The following is a 15,842-nucleotide window of genomic DNA, read 5'->3' as shown; positions in this document are numbered from 1 at the left end:
TGCATAAACGGAATCGTCGCCACCGAGATTGGACGGACAGGTGACGAACAAAGCGGCTTTACTTGCCACCGGCCCACCGGGTGCACGAATCCCCGGAATCGATCGCCGTGTGTAAACTCTTGGCTGCGCATGCCGTGAGCAGACGCGATCCACGCAGTAAACAACCTGGACCGGATGTATTCGGGGGGCCATGAGCGTGGCTGAGTCGATGCGTCGTGCCCCGTCCGGGGAACAGGCTCGGCCGGACGACGGCCTCCCCCTGCGTCTGCAGATCCTCGGCCCGTTGCGGCTCTGGCGAGACGGTGTCGAAGTGCAGGCGGGACCACGGCAGCAGGCCTTTCTGCTCGCCCTCCTCCTCGCCCGTGAGGGACAGCCGATCAGCACATCGGAGCTGATCGACCTGATGTGGGAAGAAGACGTACCGGCCAGCGCCCTGAACGTCCTCCACAAGTACGTCGGCGCGCTGCGGCGCCTGCTCGAACCAGAACTCCCGGCCCGCGACAGCGGCTCGTTCCTCCATCGCAGCGGCGGCGGGTATCTGTTCTCAGCGGGACCCGGCATGCTCGACCTGGTCACCTTTCGCGAGCATGCCGCGATGGCCAGGACGGCTTCTGCGCAGCAGCACCACGAGGCCGCGCTGGCCGACTACGTGGAGGCACTCGCCCTGTGGCACGGTTCCGCCGGTGACGGGCTGAGCAGCGGCCCCACTGCGCTATCCGTCTTCGCAGCCCTCGATGCCGAGTTCTACGAGGTCTGCACGGCAGCGGCCGAACTGGCGACGGCACTGGCCCGCCCCCAGCGAGTGCTGCCCGCGCTGCACCTGGCCGCCTCGATGGCGCCCCTGCACGAACCCGTCCAAGCCGGCCTCATCACCACCCTCGCCGCCGCCGGACAGCAAGCAGAAGCACTGTCGGTGTTCGCTACGGTCCGTGCCCGTCTCGCCGAGGACCTGGGCATCGACCCCGGGCCACTGCTGCAGGCCGCACACCAGCGGGTGCTCACGCAGACGCCGTCGCCGACCGCGACGGATACGCACAGCGACGTCAGCCGCCCACAGCCGAGCACGGTCGGCACCTTGGTCGGGCGGTCCAAGGAGCTCGCCTTGCTGCGCCAGAGCGGGGACGCGGCACTTACCCGGGGCACCGCGATCGGCATCATCGAGGGCGAACCGGGTGTGGGCAAGACCCGGCTGCTGGAGGAGGCCACCGCCGAGGCGGCCCGGCGCGGAGCGCTGATCGTGTGGGGCCGCTGTCTGGAGGGCGACGGTGCGCCCTCGATGTGGCCGTGGGTGCAGGCCATCGGCGCGATGCTCGACGGCCTGTCCCCGCCTGCCCGGGCGCAATGGCTCGCCGGTGAGCTCGGGCATCTGATCGAGCCTCGCGGCGGTGTGCTGGCCGCACCGGTGCTGCCGGACAGTGGTTTCCGCTTCCGGCTTTTCGAACGGGTGGTCGCCGTCATCGGTCAGGTCTCGGCCCAGCGACCGGTGGTGCTGGTGATCGACGATCTGCAGTGGGCGGACGGCACGTCGCTGGAGCTGTTCGGGCACCTGGCCGCCCGGCTGCCGGCCGGCACCGTCGTTCTCGGCGCCCTGCGCGACCGTGCTCCCTTACCCGGCTCGGAACTGTCCCGTCTGCTGGCCGCGGTCAGCAGGGTGCCCGGCCACCGCCGGTTCCGGCTCGGCCCGCTCGCCCTGGACGACGTGGCCGAACTGGTCCGACGCGAGATCGGCCATGATCCCGGGGCGGGCGTGGCCCGCAGCATCCACACGCGGACCGCGGGCAACCCCTTCTTCGTGCGGGAACTGTCCCGGCTGCTCGCCGACGGCGGTGTGCTCACCGACGACGCCGCGGCCCGGGCGGGGGTTCCGGCCACGGTACGGGACGTCGTCCTCGACCGGATGGCCGACCTGGACGGCGATGCCAGAGATCTGTTGCAGATCGCCGCACTCATCGGCCGCGATGTCGACCTCGACCTGCTCGTCCGGGTGGAGGGACTCGACGTCGAGAGCTGCCTCGAACAACTCGAGCCCGTCAAGGCCCTGGGCATGATCGAGCCGACACCGGAGAATCCCTTCCTGTTCCGGTTCGCCCACGACGTGGTCCGTGAGTCGGTCTCCGCGACAACGCCGCCGTCGCGGGCGAGCCGGCTGCATCTGCGGGTCTCAGACGCTCTGGAAGCGACCGACCCCGAGGGCGAGCTGATCGCCGAACGTCTGGCGCACCACTTGTGGGCGGCCGGTCCGCTGGCCGATCCGGCGCGGACGGCTGCCGCCCTGGTGCGCGCGGGGCGGCGGGCGGCGGGCAAGTCCGCCCTCGACGTCGCCGAGCGTCAGCTGCGCCAGGCCGCGCACGTGGCGCGGACGGCCGGCCTCGAGGACCTGGAGCTGACGGCTCTGTCGCAGCTCACCGCCGTGGTCGGGATGCGGTCGATGTACGGCTTCTCGTCGCGGGACCTGCTCGAGCGCGCCGAGCATCTGGCGCGCCGCCTCGGCCGTGAGGTCGAGGCGGCCGGTTTCCTGTTCTCCCGCTGGTCCTCGCACGTACAGGCCATCGAGCTCGACCGCAGCGGGCCACTCGCGCGTCAGCTGCTGGAACAGGCCGAGGCGTCCACCGACCCGTTCGTGATCGGGTGCGGTCTGCAGGCCTGGGGCATTCACCAGTGGGACGTCGGCAACATCGGCGAGTCGTTCCGGTACCTCAGCCGGTCCCGGGACATCGTCCTCAACCTCACCCAGCGCGAGAAGGATCCGGTCCAGCACGACCTCCAGTTGCTCATGACCGGGACGCTCGCAGAGGTGACCGCGCTGCACGGTGACGTAGCGTCGGCGCGGGCCCTGCTCGACGGGCTGGAGGAGGTGGCAGGCGCCGACCCGTACATGATCACGATCTGGGCCACCATGTCGGCGCGGACCGCAGCGATCATCGGTGACCCGGTGCAGGCACTGCGCGCGACGCAGCGGGGGATCGCGGTGGATCCGGACTTCTCGTTCGTCTTTCTCGGCACCTATCAGCGGCTGGCCCGCTGCTGGGCCCGGGCCATGACCGGCGAGGACCCGGCCGGCGCCGCGGTGGAGGCCCAGCGGCTCATCGCGGCGAACCTGCTGAATCCGACACGTTCCAGTGTGGCCACGTTTTACGGGCTGCTCGGTGAAATGTGGTTGGCGGACGGAGCGTTGACCGAGGCGGCCGCCGCTCTCGACCGGGCCGACTTCTACCTGGACACCTGTGGCCAGCGCCACCCGGAGGGCCTGATCCTGCTGCTGCGAGCACAGCTGCTGCAAGCCAGTGGGGAGCCCGTTGCCGTGGTTCGCGCGGCCGCCGAAAGGGCGCGGGCCGTGTCCACCGAGCGCGAGGCCCACCTGTTCGCCCACCGCGCCGAACGGTTCCTGGCGGACCTTGAGGACACCGCCGGCACATGACGGCACCCGCCTCTGCTCTGCTCAGGCGGTCTGGACACCGTCAGTGAGTGTCCACTCGTCGTCAACAAGACCCCCCTATGGTCAGCGGAGCGTCTGCGGGTGCGGGCGGCCGTGGGCCATGGCCGCCGGGCGCTGCCGTACCGGCACGGCTCAGGCCGCGGCGATGCGCGGATCATGCGTCACCTGCGTCAATCTCTGAAGGCGAGGTCGCACGATGAACACTCCGGTCGTCTTCATTCACGGCCTGTGGATCCATGCGCTTTCCTGGCAGCCCTGGCAGGACCTGTTCGGCGAGCGAGGCCATGAGACCCTTGCGCCCGGCTGGCCCGGCGAGGCCGATTCCGCCGAGGCCACCCGGGCCGATCCCGACGCCACGGCCGGGTTCGGCGTCGACGACATCACCGAGGCCTACGCAAAGACCCTGGCGACTCTGGGGACGCCGCCCATCGTGGTGGGTCATTCCTTCGGCGGGCTGATCGCGCAGAAGTTACTCAGCCGCGGCCAGGCCGCCGCAGCGGTGGCGATCTCCCCTGCGCCGATCAAAGGGATCCGCGTCCTGCCGCCCAGCCTGCTGCGCTCCAGCCTGCCGGTCCTGTCCCGGCCAACCAACAAACGCAAAGCCGTCGCCCTGACCGAGAAACAGTTCGCCTACGCGTTCGGCAACGCGCTGCCGCGGTCGGAGTCCGACGAGCTGTATCGCCGCTGGGCCATCCCGAGTCCGGGCCGTCCGCTCTTCGAGGCCTCGTCGGCCAACTTCACCAGGAACGCGCCCACCGCCATCGACACGGGCCGCGGTGACCGCGGTCCGCTGCTGCTGGTCGCGGCAGGCAAGGACCACACCGTGCCCGCCGTCGTCGTGCGGGCGGCCCACCGGCTCTACGCCGGCTCCGGCTCCGTCACCGAGATCGTCACCTACGCCGATCGCGGGCACAGCGCGCCGTTCGACCACGGCTGGCGCGAACTCGCCGACGACACCCTCGCCTGGCTTGCCCGCCAAGGCCTCTAACCGGACGGAGGCAGAGGTTCCGCCGGTCGCCCGCGCCGAGCGAAGCCGTTGAGGCGCCGGACTTGCGTCCTCGCACTCGCCCTGAACCGGAATCCACAACGTGTCCACTTTTCATCAATCGGCGCTCCGTAACTTCGGTCGGGACAAGGAGGACAAGGCCACCACAGATCGCAAGCACTGCGGTTCATTCCGCGCCCGGGAAGGCAAGGACGCACGGAAGGAGTCGGACATGGCAACGGTGAAGGCGGCAGTCGTCCGTGAGGCCAACGCTCCTTGGGTGCTGCACACCGCTCCGACACACGACTCCGCCATCGACTCGATGCAGGGCCTGCGACCGTGGGCGAAGATCATCCTCATGGGGATCTCCGCCGACGACACCTTCCCCGTCCCTGCTCTCGCCGTGACGAGCCACGGTTACGAGATCATCGGCTCCGCCGACAACGGGCTGGAGTATTTCGTCGAGGCACGGGAGATCGTCGCCGGCGGACAGGTGTGGCCCATGATCCAGGTCTTCCCGAAGGAAGACGTCGGCGAAGCCTGCAACCGCCTGATCAAGGGACAGCTTCGGTTCCGAGCTGTCGTGACGTACTGAGCTGTCCTGCGAGGCAGTGACCCCATCCATCCCAAGGCCGTCCAAAGGGGCGTCCGCGAGGGAGGTACACCATGAACGCGATCACAGTCACGGACGGTACAGAGATCTTCTTCAAGGACTGGGGCTCAGGCCAGCCGATCGTCTTCAGCCACGGGTGGCCGCTGTCGGCCGACGACTGGGACACCCAGATGCTGTTCTTCCTGCACCACGGCTATCGCGTCATCGCCCACGACCGGCGCGGACACGGCAGGTCCACGCAGGCCGGCAGCGGTCACGACATGGACCACTACGCCGACGATCTGGCCGCGCTGAGCGAGCACCTGGACCTGCGGGACGCCATCCATGTCGGCCACTCCGCCGGCGGCGGCGAGGTGACGCGCTACGTCGGCCGCCACGGCGAGGGCCGGGTGGCGAAGGTGGTGCTGATCAGCTCGGTGACGCCGTCTCAGTTCCTGTCGGACGCCAACCCCGACGGTCTGGCACCAGGTGCCTTCGCCGGTCTGCAGGCCGGCGTCGCGGGCAACCGCTCCGAGTTCTTCCGGGATCTCGCGTCCGGCCCGTTCTACGGCTTCAACCGGCCAGGCGTCGAGCCGTCCGAGGCGGTCATCCAGAACTGGTGGCGCCAGGGCATGATGGGCGCCGCGAACGCCCAGTACGACTGCGTCTTCGCCTTCGCGCGGGAGGACTACACCGAGGACCTCAAGAAGATCAGCGTGCCGGTCCTGGTGATGCACGGCGACGACGACCAGATCGTCCCCTACGCCGCCACCGCGCCCCGGGCAGCCGAGCTGCTGAAGAACGGAACGCTCAAGACGTACGCCGGCTTCCCGCACGGTATGCCGACCACGAAGGCCGACACGATCAACGCCGATCTGCTGGAGTTCATCCGGTCCTGACCGCCGTCGGCGCCCCACGGGACACGACCCACGAGGGGTGGTAGACCACCCGCCCTCGCCTCACCGAAGGGCGGGCGCCCGCCCCTGGATTCCAAGAGCAACGAGCCGCAGTTCCAGACCGACCAGCCCGCCGGTTCGAGGTGTTCATGGTCAGGACACGACGGAGCGCTGGGGCACGGTGCCCGCGTCGGTCGGCGTGGAGCGGGTGGTGTACTGCGGTACGGGGGCGTCGTCGCGGCCGGTGTCGCGCACGAGTCCGTACCGTTCGCGGTCGGCGGAGTGCGGTGCCGGGGGACTGGCGATGTCGTCGGCTGTCTCCTGCCAGGAGGAGGGCAGGACGTCGAGGTTGTAGTCGGCCTGGGTTTCGTTGAGGTGGAGTGTGACGCTGCCGTCGAGGTAGTAGTACTCGTTCTGCCACATCTGCTGGGCTCCCGGCGGCAGGGTGATCAGTCCTTGCTGCCGGTTGCCCATCCAGGTGCCGCCGGCGGTCGCGCCCGGCTGACGGTCGTCCATGCGGTGGCCGCCGCCCGAGGCCACGTGGAACAGCCTTCCTCGCAGTCCGGTCCACGAGGGCATGGTCAGCAGCCCGGGGCGCAGCCCGTACATCACGTCCCAGTGGACGGTGAAGTAGCCCTTCCCGCGCAGTACCACCGTGTCCCCGCGGTGGACGAGCTGGTAGCCGTCCAGGTGTCTCTTCAGCCCCGTCATCGTCACCGTGGTCTGCGGGCGGTGGGGCAATGCGGCGGGCGGCCGGTCCGGCGGTGGCGCGCTGTCCACGGTGTCGACGACGGACCCGTACCGCGGCCGGGGCGAGGGATGCGAGACGGCCGAGCCCAGGACCGGTGCCGGCCGTGACGGTGATGCGGATACGGATGCGGTGGGCGAGGGCGAGGGCGAGGGTGCCGGGCCGGAAGCCGTCGGGGCGGTGGCCGGACGTGCCGGCGGGCTGGACCATGGGGCCGCGTACACGAGCACGCCACCGCCCACGGCGAGCAGCGCACTCGCCGCCACCACGGCCTTCGCGGTGAGGCTCGTCCCTGCGGTCCCTGCCATCCCCGCCGTCGCGGAACCCGCGCTGCCGGAAGGGGCCGTGGTGCCGGCCTGGCCGGCCGCCGCGGCGTGCGTTCCCGCGGACAGCCACGGGCGCCAGGCCAGCAGTGCCGCCGGCAGGGGCAGGAGGGCCAGGGGCGCGAGCAGTCCTTCCGGGGCCAGCAGGCCTTCCTCGTGGCGCACGCACCGCGGGCACTGCCGTACATGGCGGCCGAGGCGTTTGCGCCACAGGCCGCTGGGGGCCCCGTTCCAGTCCAGGGTCAGCCGGGTGAGTTCCCCGCATGCGGGCCTGGCCGCGAGGGCTCGGACGATGACGCGGGAGGTGTGCAGGCGCTCCTTCATGCGTTGCACCCGTACAGCCGCTTGATGGCCGGTCAGCTCCAGAGCGGAGGCGAGCTCGGCCCGGGCGAGCCGGCCGGCCGTCTCCAGCCACCACAGTGACAGCAGTTCCCGGTCGTCCTCGTCGAGCCAACGGGTCGCGCGCACGGACTCCTCGCGCTGCCCGGACAGCCGCAGGTCGAGGATGACCCCCTCGGCGAAGTCGGCGGCCGGGTCGGGCCGGTGCTCGGCCGCGTCGAACGCCGCTCCCGTCGTCTCCCTCCTGCCGCGCCTGCGGATGTGGTCGCGGACCTCGTTCACGGTGATGGTGATCACCCAGGACCGGAACGCCTCCGGGCGCTCCAGTCCCTCGATGCCGCGCAGGATGCGCATCATCGTCTCCTGGACGATGTCGTCGACGTCGTCGCGGTACGGGTGCGCGCGCGCCGCGACACTGTAGACCAGCGGAAGCGTCCGGGAGCTGAGCTCTTCCAGGGCGCCGCGATCGCCGGCCCGAGCCGCGGCTATCACGTCGGCCTTGGGCGCGGCATGCCTTGGCATCGGGTCTCCCTTTCGACCTGACGCGGGTACGAAGCCCCGCTCGCGCGGACCGAGCCGGGTTGCGGGGGTCCTCGGGCAATCGCCGTCGGCATCACGCACCGTGGCAGCGAAGTCATCGTAAGGGGTGAGCGCTGACAGCGATGGGCGGGCCGGTGGAATCCGTGGCGGCCGGGGATCAGCGGGAGTGACGCGGGGACGTACGCGGACGCGAGCGGACGCGCACGAGGACGAAGACCGCGGCGAGGCCGGCGAGAACGACGCCCGCCAGTCCTGTGACGGCCCACGGAGCACCGACGTTGCTGCCGGTGTCCGCCCTGGTGCCGGTGTCCGCTGTGGTGCCGGTGGAGGCGCCGACCAGGGGGGTGGCCGCTCGGCCGGTCCGGGCCGGGGAGGGCGCCGGTGTTGTCGCGGCGGAGGAGGGGAGAGCGGTGAGCACGGTGTGGGCGCCGGCCCGGCTGACGGAGAAGCGCGCCCCGCCGATGGCGAGAGCGGTACCGGAGACTTTTGCGGTCGTCGAACCGACGGTCAGTTCACGGGAGTTCCGGGAAAGAAGGATCTTGGCGCCTGTGACGACCTTCAGCCTGCGCAGGGTCGTGTCGCGTGCCTTGCTGAGATCCAGGACGGCCGAGGAACCGGTCAGAGCGACCGCGCTGGATGAGCGCAGAGAGGTCCCGGAGACGATCAGGCGGCCTTTGGCCACGGTCGTGGCGCCGGTGTAGGCGGCGCTGGTGACGGTGGTGGCCGCGGCTCCGCTCTGCGTCACCGATCCGGCGCCGGTCACCGCCGGGAGGGTGGTGGGTGTCCCGGTGTTGCGGAGCACGAGTGAACCGTTGTCGATCACTTTGTCGAGGGCTCCGCCGGTGTGGAGGCTCCCGTCGCCGCCCGCGGTCCCGGAGCCGAGACGCAGGGTCGCGTTCCTGTCGATGGTGGTGGATCCGTCGTAGTACTGCGCTGCTGCGAAGGTCACGTCGTTGCCCTTGGTGCCGGCGACGACGACGTCCCCGGCGCCGGGAGCGTTGAGGGTGTCGTGATACATGCCGCCGCCGATGGGCGCGCCCAGGGTCACCGGGCCGTTGTAGTCGAAGGTGAGCCGGGAGCGCTGCCGTCTGGCGTGCAGGTTGATGTAGACCGTCTGCGCCGTGCCGGGCATGAAGATCTGGTGCGTGGTCCCGTCGCCCCACTGGACGTCGGCGCCCTCGATGTTGGTGCCGCGCTTGTTCAGTTGGTGGGCCACGGGCCGCCAGTTCAGTCCGGGGTCGCTCAGCGACGGCGCCGCTCCGTCGCCGCTGTCGCTCCAGCTGTAGACGCCGGTGAGGATCACCTTGCTGCCCGGGCGGGAGTGCACGTTGACGTCGTTGCCGTACTCATGGCTGTAGAAGTTCTGCCGCTCTACGACCGTGTGGTTGAGCGGGGTGTCGATGATCCATGAACCGCGGTTGACGACGGAGCGGGCGCCTGGCAGTTCGGCGGCACAGGTGGTGCTCGCGAAGTTGACGCCCGTGCCGTTGTCGAAGATGCCGGAGAACGGGTTGGTGCCGCAGATCTGGAGCGTTCCCCACATGTTCCGGGGCTGGGTGACAAGGCCGGAGCCGCTGATGATGCCCAGGTTGAACAGCCGGGTCAGCGACAGACGCAGGGTGCCGTCCACCCGGATGTTGTCCTGGTTCTGCTGGTAACCGGGCGTGTTGTACGGGAAGGACCCGATCAGACCGGTCGTACCGCCGGTGCCGTACTGGAGGGTCGCCCCCGCGTCCACGGTGACCGCGGGCTCGTCGGGACTGGCGACCACGACGTACGGGTGGTTGCCGCCCGGGATCCGGACCCTTTGGTGCTGCCGGGAGTGCGGCAGGGTGAAGGTGCTGTCCTTGGCGAGGACCAGCGTGCCGGTGCCGGACACGCGAAGGGCTCCTTCACCGCTGATCACGCCGGTGTACGTGTGCGTTCCCTGCGGCACGCGCACGACCGCGTCGCCGGTCAGAACGACATCACGGTTCGCCAGGACGGCCGAGGTGATGTCGCCGTCCGCGGCGACCGCGCTGCCCGCCGCAACCACCGGTGTGACGGCTCCCGCGAGGAGAGCCGACGCCAGGACAAGGTGCCAAGATCGATTCATCGAGTCAGGGTGCTTCCTGAAGTGCTGGTGATCCTTACGGACGTGAAGACCGGTGGCCGGCCACCGGGATCTCAAAAACCCGGAGAAGTTCTCCATTCCGCCTACGTCGCCTGTTGGGGAGGACGAGGTGCCAGGGGCATTGAGGACGTGCCGCCCACCTGGCACATGGAAGGCATCGGGTCCTGGGGAACGGTCCCGACGACAAACCGTCAAGGAAGTCCTGAGACGTTACACCGGCAGGGCCCACCACACTGCTGCTGCCGGGCATCGGCACGGTCCACGACCTCAAGCAGGCCCACTTCCTCGGTATCCGCTCGGTGCGTATCGCCACCCACTGCACCGAGGCCTCTTGGAGTCCTACGGCGCCCCCTGTGTGTGTCACCGACTCCGGCGGACGGCTCGCGACCCCCGCACGTCCTCCGGCAGGTGCCGAGACGGGCCCTTACGGCGATGGGGTCGACCGGCGTGGCGGTGATCAAGGGGGCATTGAGTGGATGTCACTGTCTCCCGCTGGGAGCCGGATGTGGTCGCCGCTGTCCATTCGGCTCGCGGACGGCCGTGAAGCGATGCTCGGTCTCGTCGAGGGCAGTCAGCTGAGCGCGGATTTCTTTTGAGCGGAGACATTGTTTCTGAGTGTCGGCGGGATCAGCTTCATACGCGAGGCAGACCGGTGGATCGTGAGCGAGGTCAGCCATCAGTCCACCGGGTGCTCCCCAGACGTCACCTCCTGGGCGGAGGCCGCCCGCGCTCTGGACGCTGTAAAGCTCCGGCGGCCCTCCGGGCGTTGAGAGAAGTGCCTGAACCACAGAGAGTCGCCTTCGCTCGTATGGCAGCCGTCCGCAGCTACCCCGCCGCGTGCGTCACCTGGGAGGCGGCGGCGAAGCTTATGGTCGGGGAAGTGAGGTGACGCCCCTCGCCGGCCGACCCGCCCCAGCGATCAGTGTGCCGCGAAAGCCTCCGCGGTCACGTCCCTCTCGAACGACGCTCGCTGAAATCCGTACGTCGCGATGTCGGAAACTTTGATCACGACGCAGAAGCGATCGACCGTGCCGAGCGATGCGGCGACCTCACGATGGTTGCGTTTGAGGAAGTGGATCGCCGCCTGATTCGTCAAAGACGTGTGGCCGCATACCAGAAAGACGGGCCGCGTGGATTCCGGTGGCCTGAACTTGGCCACCACGGCGTACTCCACGTCGCCGCGGTCGAAGCCGTAACGCTGGCCGCCGACGACGAACGCCACGGAATCCGGGCCGGTGCCGTACGGGAGAATGGTGACACCCGGCACGTGGGCCCTCAGATGCCCGCCGGTGCGCACATTGGCATCGCCCATAGGGCCGCCGATACAGAACTCGGTCTTGTCGTCGTTGCTCCCGCGGAAGTCGTCGCTGGACTCGGTAACGACATCGCAGCCGACATGGCTCGCCAGGGTCGCCACCTCGATCAGGGCACGGATCTCCTTGTGGGGCGCGACCCCCGGCACATGGTGCTTGTTGCCGATGACGATCAGGCAGCTCTCGCCCGGCACCATGCCGAAGAACTTTGCAGTGCGCCACAGCGTGCGCCTGCGCTTGCCACGTTCCCACAGCCACACGAACGCACCGCCGACAAGACTGGTCACCAGCCCGACGAGCACATTGACGACCAGCGCGTAGATAGCCGCCCCCTTTTTTTGTCCTTCCCCTCCGGCGGGGGCTCGACCGACCACGCTGATCCTCCACCACGGCACGGAACCATGACAAGAAGCCTGCGGCTACCACGTGGCGGCTTCTCAACACCGTGGCCTACGCCCGCAGTTGGGCGGCAGGGCACGCTCGCTGAGCTGGAGGAACCCTCGTCCGGTCGCACCGCACGGCGTTGAGTGGACCGCAAAGGACGGACTGGGGGAGTGGTGTACCCGGCCGCCCGCGTCCCAGCGAGATAGCCTCAGCGGTTCATGAGGTCCCGGACGAGCACGTCGGCCTCCGCCAACTTCCGTGAATTCTCGGCTAGTTCATCGTTGAGCCGGGTGATCTCCTTCGAGAGGGTGCCGCGGACCGCCTCCAGCTCCGCATCGACTTGCTCCCGCCTACGTGTCTCGAAGCGACCCCATTCGTATGCGCTGCTAGGAGATGTGCCCCTACCGGGGGGCTGGAGTCGTTGGAACCTTGCCCGCCAGCGGCGGCTGACCCTGCTGCTCGGCCCCTCCGGCTCGGGCAAGTCTTCTCTGATCCAGGCCGGTGTGCTGCGTGCGCTGGCCGCAGGGGAGCTGCCGGGCAGCGACCGGTGGTTGCCGGTGCTCGCCCGGCCGCGGCAAGACTTGTTGGCAGAGATCGAGCGCGCGGGACTGCCCGGGGCCATCACCGGGGGGATCGGCGCCGCGGTCACCCGTCGACTCGCAGCTGAACCCTCCCATGACCGCATTCTGCTGGTCTTGGACCAGTTCGAAGAACTCTTCACACAGACCGCCAACGGCTATCAGCAGAATCGCACGGCGTCGCCGAACTGAGCGTGATCCTGGTCATGCGAGACGACTTGTACCCTCAACTGGCCGCTCTGGCACCGAGGCTGCTGGACAAGGCAACGCCAGGGCTCCTCAACGTACCGGGGACGGTGAATCGGCAGGACCTGCACGACATCATCGTCCTGCCCGCCCAGGACGGGGGACTCCATTTCCAGCCGGGACTGCCGGAACAGATCATCGCTGACATCCTGGCCGCCCATCCGGAAGAGGCGACAGCCCAGCAGGCACCGGTGACCGTACTCCCCCTGCTGGAGCTGACGCTCACCCAGCTATGGCTCCGGCGCCACGACGGATACCTCACCCAGGCCTACCGTCGCATCGGAGCGGTCAGTGGAAGCCTGACCACCTGGTGCGACAGCGCCCTCAACGACCTGGATCCCGGCCGACGGCGCACCACCCGGCGCATCCTGACCCCTCTGGTGCACCCCGCCGACCGCAGCCGCCACACACCGCCGTCCGCGCACAAGTCCCTACAAGATCGTGAACAGACCGGCTCGTTGGCACCCTGTCCCCGAGCATGAAGTTGTCGCTGGAGCGGCCCGACCCGGACGTCGTCACTGCGGTGACTCGGTCGGCGGACCTGCTGTGTGAGAGGCGTGGGCTCCTGCTCGACCTCGTCGACCGCGCGGAGGTTCGCGACACCGCGGCCGTGTGGACGGACGGGCCAACACCGTCACCACCCGCACGAACCGGGTGGACGTCGACGCGTTGCTCATCCGGCCCGACGGCTGAGTCGCCTGGGCCTTGCCTACCGGGCAGGACCTCGACGCCACCACGCTGGTGCGTGCGCTGGGCACATGGTCCGGCCAACCGGCCTGAGCAGCGTATTAACGGTCGTCCAAGGTTCGCTCGGTAGGAAGCAGGCATCCAGACAAGCGAAGCAACTCGTATGTAGGAGGCTAGTGATGGCAGTCAACACAGCGCCGTCCGGGGAAGCGCCGGCCGGCCGGTTGGCAGGCCGGTGGGTGCCCTGGTTGGTGATTGGCTTATGGCTGGTGCTGGCGGCGGGCATGGTGCCGCTGAGCGGAAAGTTGAGCTCGGTCACCACCGACAGCGCCGTAGACACCCTGCCGGCGAGTGCCGAGTCCACCAAGGTGGCGGCGCTGGACGACAGTCTCCCCGGCGGTGACAACAACACGTTCGTCTTCGTTTACCACCGCACCGGCGGCATGACCGACGCCGACCGCGCGACGGTCGAGCGCCACTACAACACCCTTGCCAAGCGGTACCCGCCGAAGACGACAGCGGCGGCCGGCGAGGACGACGCGGGCTCACCGACGAGACCCTCCACCGACGGCAAGGCGATGATGTTCACCCTCGAGGTGAGCACGGCCTACGGTGCACCAGAGGCCATCGTCGGCCCGTTGCGTGACGCCACGAAGGACCGCCCCGCCGGCCTGGAACTCGACGTGACCGGCCCGGGCGCGATCGACGGCGACATGGACGCCGTCTTCAACGGCATCGACGTGCAGGTCCTCCTCACCACCATCGTCATCGTCACACTCCTGCTCATCCTCACCTACCGCAGCCCGGTGTTGTGGATCATCCCGCTCATGGCCGTGGGCGCGGCCGCACTGACCGCGATGGCGACCGTCTACCTGCTCGTCAAGGGCTTCGGCATCGTGGTCAACGACCAGAACTCGGCGCTGCTGACGATCCTGGTATTCGGCGTCGGCACGGACTACGCGCTGTTGCTCATTGCTCGATACCGGGAGGCACTGCACCACCATGAGAACGTCCGGGTCGCGATGGTCCACGCGCTACGCGGCGCGGCGCCGGCCATCGTCGCGTCCGCGGCCACCGTGGTCGCCGGCCTGCTCTGCCTGCTCGTCGCGGACCTGAACAGCACCAGCGGGCTGGGCCCGATCGGTGCGGCCGGCATCCTGTGCGCGCTGGTGGCCATGCTGACGCTGTTCCCGGCGGTGCTCGTGGTGCTCGGCAGGCGGATCTTCTGGCCGGCCATCCCGCGGTACAGCACGGCCGTGGAGGAGAAGCCGGGGCTGTGGGGACGGCTCGGCACCGCCATCAGCCGCCGCCGGTGGGTGGCGACGCTCGGCTCGCTCGGAGTCCTCGGCGTACTCGCCCTCGGGCTGGCGGGCAACACCGGCGCCCTGCGGGAGCAGGACCAGTTCCTGTCCGCGCCGGAGTCGGTCACCGGTTTCACCGTTCTCCGCCAGCACTTCCCGGAGCTCGGCGGCCAGCCGATGACGATCTTCACGCGGCCGGCGTACCAGAAGCGGGTGCTCGACATCGTCAAGGACACTCGCGGTGTGGCCCTGGCCATCCCGGAGCAGACCAACGGTGGCTGGGCCAACATCTCCGTGTTCCCGAAGGACGCGCCGGACACCGCCGCGGAGTACGACACGATCAAGCGGGTACGCACCGCCGTGCACGCGGTGAGCGGGGCGCGGGCGATCGTCGGCGGGCCGAGTGCGGAGAACCTCGACACCGAGGTGACCACCAAGCGCGACGAGAAGCTGGTGATCCCGCTGGTGCTCGCCGTCGTCCTGATCATCCTCGGGCTGCTGCTGCGCGCGATCGCGGCCCCGCTGGTCCTGATGGCCACCGTGTGCGTCTCATTCGCCGCAGCCTTCGGCGGCAGCGTGTTCGTCTTCGACACGATCCTCGGGTTCAAGGGTGTCGACTATTCGGTGCCGCTGCTGGCATTCCTGTTCCTGGTGGCGCTCGGCGTCGACTACAACATCTTCCTGGCCAGCCGGGCCCGGGAGGAGACCGTGCCTCTCGGCACCAGAGAGGGCATGCTCAAAGCCCTCTCCGCCACCGGTGGCGTCATCACCTCGGCAGGCCTGGTCCTGGCGGCCACGTTCGCGGTCCTCGCCACACTTCCGCTGGTGATGCTGGTCGAGGTCGGGTTCCTGGTCGCCTTCGGCGTGCTGCTCGACGCCCTGCTGGTGCGGTCGGTCCTGGTGCCCGCCCTCACCCTGCTGATCGGCCGGCGGATCTGGTGGCCGAGCCGACTGTCCCGTCCCGCGGCGGAGGTGCCGGACGGTCAACAGTCGCTCGCCGACGGTGAGGAGCCCGCGCTGCAACGGTGAGCGCGGCGGCACGGACGAGATCCGGGACGGGGCCCCAGGCCCCTCCCGGATTCTTTCATGGACCCGATCGGTCGCCGCCCTTTGGTTCTGCCGCCGTGCGCCGGGGTTGAATTCGACGCATCGCGGTGTCCTGCCCCGGCGGTGGGCCGCGCGGGGCCATGCCCGAGGACCGCCGCCCTTTGGTTCTGCGCCGTGCGGCCGGGGCTGGGGTCGGCGCATCGCGGTGTTATCCCCGGCGTTGACTTCTCCCCCAGCTGAAGCAGGGAGATTCTTCCCTCGCGGGTTGAGCTTTCTGCTTTTCAGACAGCAGCTGCCCCGAACCAACGGCAAGG

10 protein-coding genes and 1 pseudogene are annotated in these 15,842 nt (G+C 69.3%); 8 read left to right on the top strand and 3 right to left on the bottom strand.

Going from position 1 to position 15,842, the window contains the following annotated elements:
• Nucleotides 1–190 precede the first annotated feature (190 nt).
• The 4 genes from ACWCQ1_RS40045 (at nt 191) to ACWCQ1_RS40030 (ending at nt 5,912) form a co-directional block, all read left to right on the top strand.
• Nucleotides 191–3,418: an ATP-binding protein gene (locus tag ACWCQ1_RS40045; protein ID WP_451028611.1), complete on the top strand. Its 3,228-nt coding sequence runs from the start codon at nt 191–193 to the stop codon at nt 3,416–3,418.
• 214 nt (nt 3,419–3,632) lie between these two features.
• Nucleotides 3,633–4,424 (top strand): alpha/beta hydrolase, encoded by a 792-nt coding sequence (locus tag ACWCQ1_RS40040; protein ID WP_451028610.1) that lies wholly within the window; start codon nt 3,633–3,635, stop codon nt 4,422–4,424.
• 229 nt (nt 4,425–4,653) lie between these two features.
• Nucleotides 4,654–5,016, top strand: coding sequence for a hypothetical protein (locus ACWCQ1_RS40035; RefSeq protein WP_451028609.1), 363 nt, complete (start codon nt 4,654–4,656; stop codon nt 5,014–5,016).
• 71 nt (nt 5,017–5,087) lie between these two features.
• Nucleotides 5,088–5,912 (top strand): alpha/beta fold hydrolase, encoded by an 825-nt coding sequence (locus ACWCQ1_RS40030; protein ID WP_451028608.1) that lies wholly within the window; start codon nt 5,088–5,090, stop codon nt 5,910–5,912.
• Nucleotides 5,913–6,062: 150 nt separating this feature from the next.
• On the opposite strand, the gene ACWCQ1_RS40025 is transcribed toward ACWCQ1_RS40030, so the two are convergent.
• Both ACWCQ1_RS40025 and ACWCQ1_RS40020 read right to left on the bottom strand, forming a co-directional pair.
• Nucleotides 6,063–7,841 carry a sigma-70 family RNA polymerase sigma factor gene (locus tag ACWCQ1_RS40025; protein ID WP_451028607.1) on the bottom strand — a complete coding sequence of 593 codons (1,779 nt, stop codon included), beginning with the start codon at nt 7,839–7,841 and terminating at the stop codon, nt 6,063–6,065.
• A 175-nt stretch (nt 7,842–8,016) separates the two neighbouring features.
• Entirely contained in the window at nt 8,017–9,954 is a 1,938-nt protein-coding gene (locus tag ACWCQ1_RS40020) for an autotransporter (RefSeq protein WP_451028606.1), read from the bottom strand.
• 227 nt (nt 9,955–10,181) lie between these two features.
• Between ACWCQ1_RS40020 and ACWCQ1_RS40015 the strand changes: the two are divergent.
• A pseudogene (locus ACWCQ1_RS40015) lies at nt 10,182–10,310 on the top strand (4-hydroxy-2-oxovalerate aldolase); the annotation flags it as partial.
• A gap of 581 nt (nt 10,311–10,891) precedes the next feature.
• Here the strand turns inward: ACWCQ1_RS40015 and ACWCQ1_RS40010 are convergent.
• Nucleotides 10,892–11,659 (bottom strand): hypothetical protein, encoded by a 768-nt coding sequence (locus ACWCQ1_RS40010; protein WP_451028605.1) that lies wholly within the window; start codon nt 11,657–11,659, stop codon nt 10,892–10,894.
• A gap of 405 nt (nt 11,660–12,064) precedes the next feature.
• Between ACWCQ1_RS40010 and ACWCQ1_RS40005 the strand changes: the two genes are divergently transcribed.
• The 3 genes from ACWCQ1_RS40005 to ACWCQ1_RS39995 all read left to right on the top strand — a co-directional run bounded on the left by ACWCQ1_RS40005 (nt 12,065) and on the right by ACWCQ1_RS39995 (nt 15,510).
• The gene (locus tag ACWCQ1_RS40005) at nt 12,065–12,439 is read left to right on the top strand and encodes an nSTAND1 domain-containing NTPase (RefSeq protein ID WP_451028604.1); all 375 of its coding nucleotides are present in this window, start codon (nt 12,065–12,067) and stop codon (nt 12,437–12,439) included.
• Nucleotides 12,440–12,453: 14 nt separating this feature from the next.
• Nucleotides 12,454–12,975, top strand: coding sequence for an nSTAND1 domain-containing NTPase (locus tag ACWCQ1_RS40000; RefSeq protein ID WP_451028603.1), 522 nt, complete (start codon nt 12,454–12,456; stop codon nt 12,973–12,975).
• Between the two features lie 384 nt (nt 12,976–13,359).
• A complete protein-coding gene (locus tag ACWCQ1_RS39995; protein WP_451028602.1) occupies nt 13,360–15,510 on the top strand; it encodes an MMPL family transporter in 2,151 nt (716 codons plus the stop codon).
• Nucleotides 15,511–15,842 lie beyond the last annotated feature (332 nt).

The organism is Streptomyces sp. NPDC002144, assembly GCF_053593695.1.
Note: the sequence above shows the minus strand (reverse complement) of the source record. Positions and strands in the feature narration are given on the sequence as shown.

Coding starts and splice junctions, on each gene's coding strand:
- ACWCQ1_RS40045 (WP_451028611.1), top strand. CDS start 191: ATGAGCGTGGCTGAGTCGATGCGTCGTGCCCCGTCCGGGGAACAGGCT.
- ACWCQ1_RS40040 (WP_451028610.1), top strand. CDS start 3,633: ATGAACACTCCGGTCGTCTTCATTCACGGCCTGTGGATCCATGCGCTT.
- ACWCQ1_RS40035 (WP_451028609.1), top strand. CDS start 4,654: ATGGCAACGGTGAAGGCGGCAGTCGTCCGTGAGGCCAACGCTCCTTGG.
- ACWCQ1_RS40030 (WP_451028608.1), top strand. CDS start 5,088: ATGAACGCGATCACAGTCACGGACGGTACAGAGATCTTCTTCAAGGAC.
- ACWCQ1_RS40025 (WP_451028607.1), bottom strand. CDS start 7,841: ATGCCAAGGCATGCCGCGCCCAAGGCCGACGTGATAGCCGCGGCTCGG.
- ACWCQ1_RS40020 (WP_451028606.1), bottom strand. CDS start 9,954: ATGAATCGATCTTGGCACCTTGTCCTGGCGTCGGCTCTCCTCGCGGGA.
- ACWCQ1_RS40000 (WP_451028603.1), top strand. CDS start 12,454: ATGCGAGACGACTTGTACCCTCAACTGGCCGCTCTGGCACCGAGGCTG.
- ACWCQ1_RS39995 (WP_451028602.1), top strand. CDS start 13,360: ATGGCAGTCAACACAGCGCCGTCCGGGGAAGCGCCGGCCGGCCGGTTG.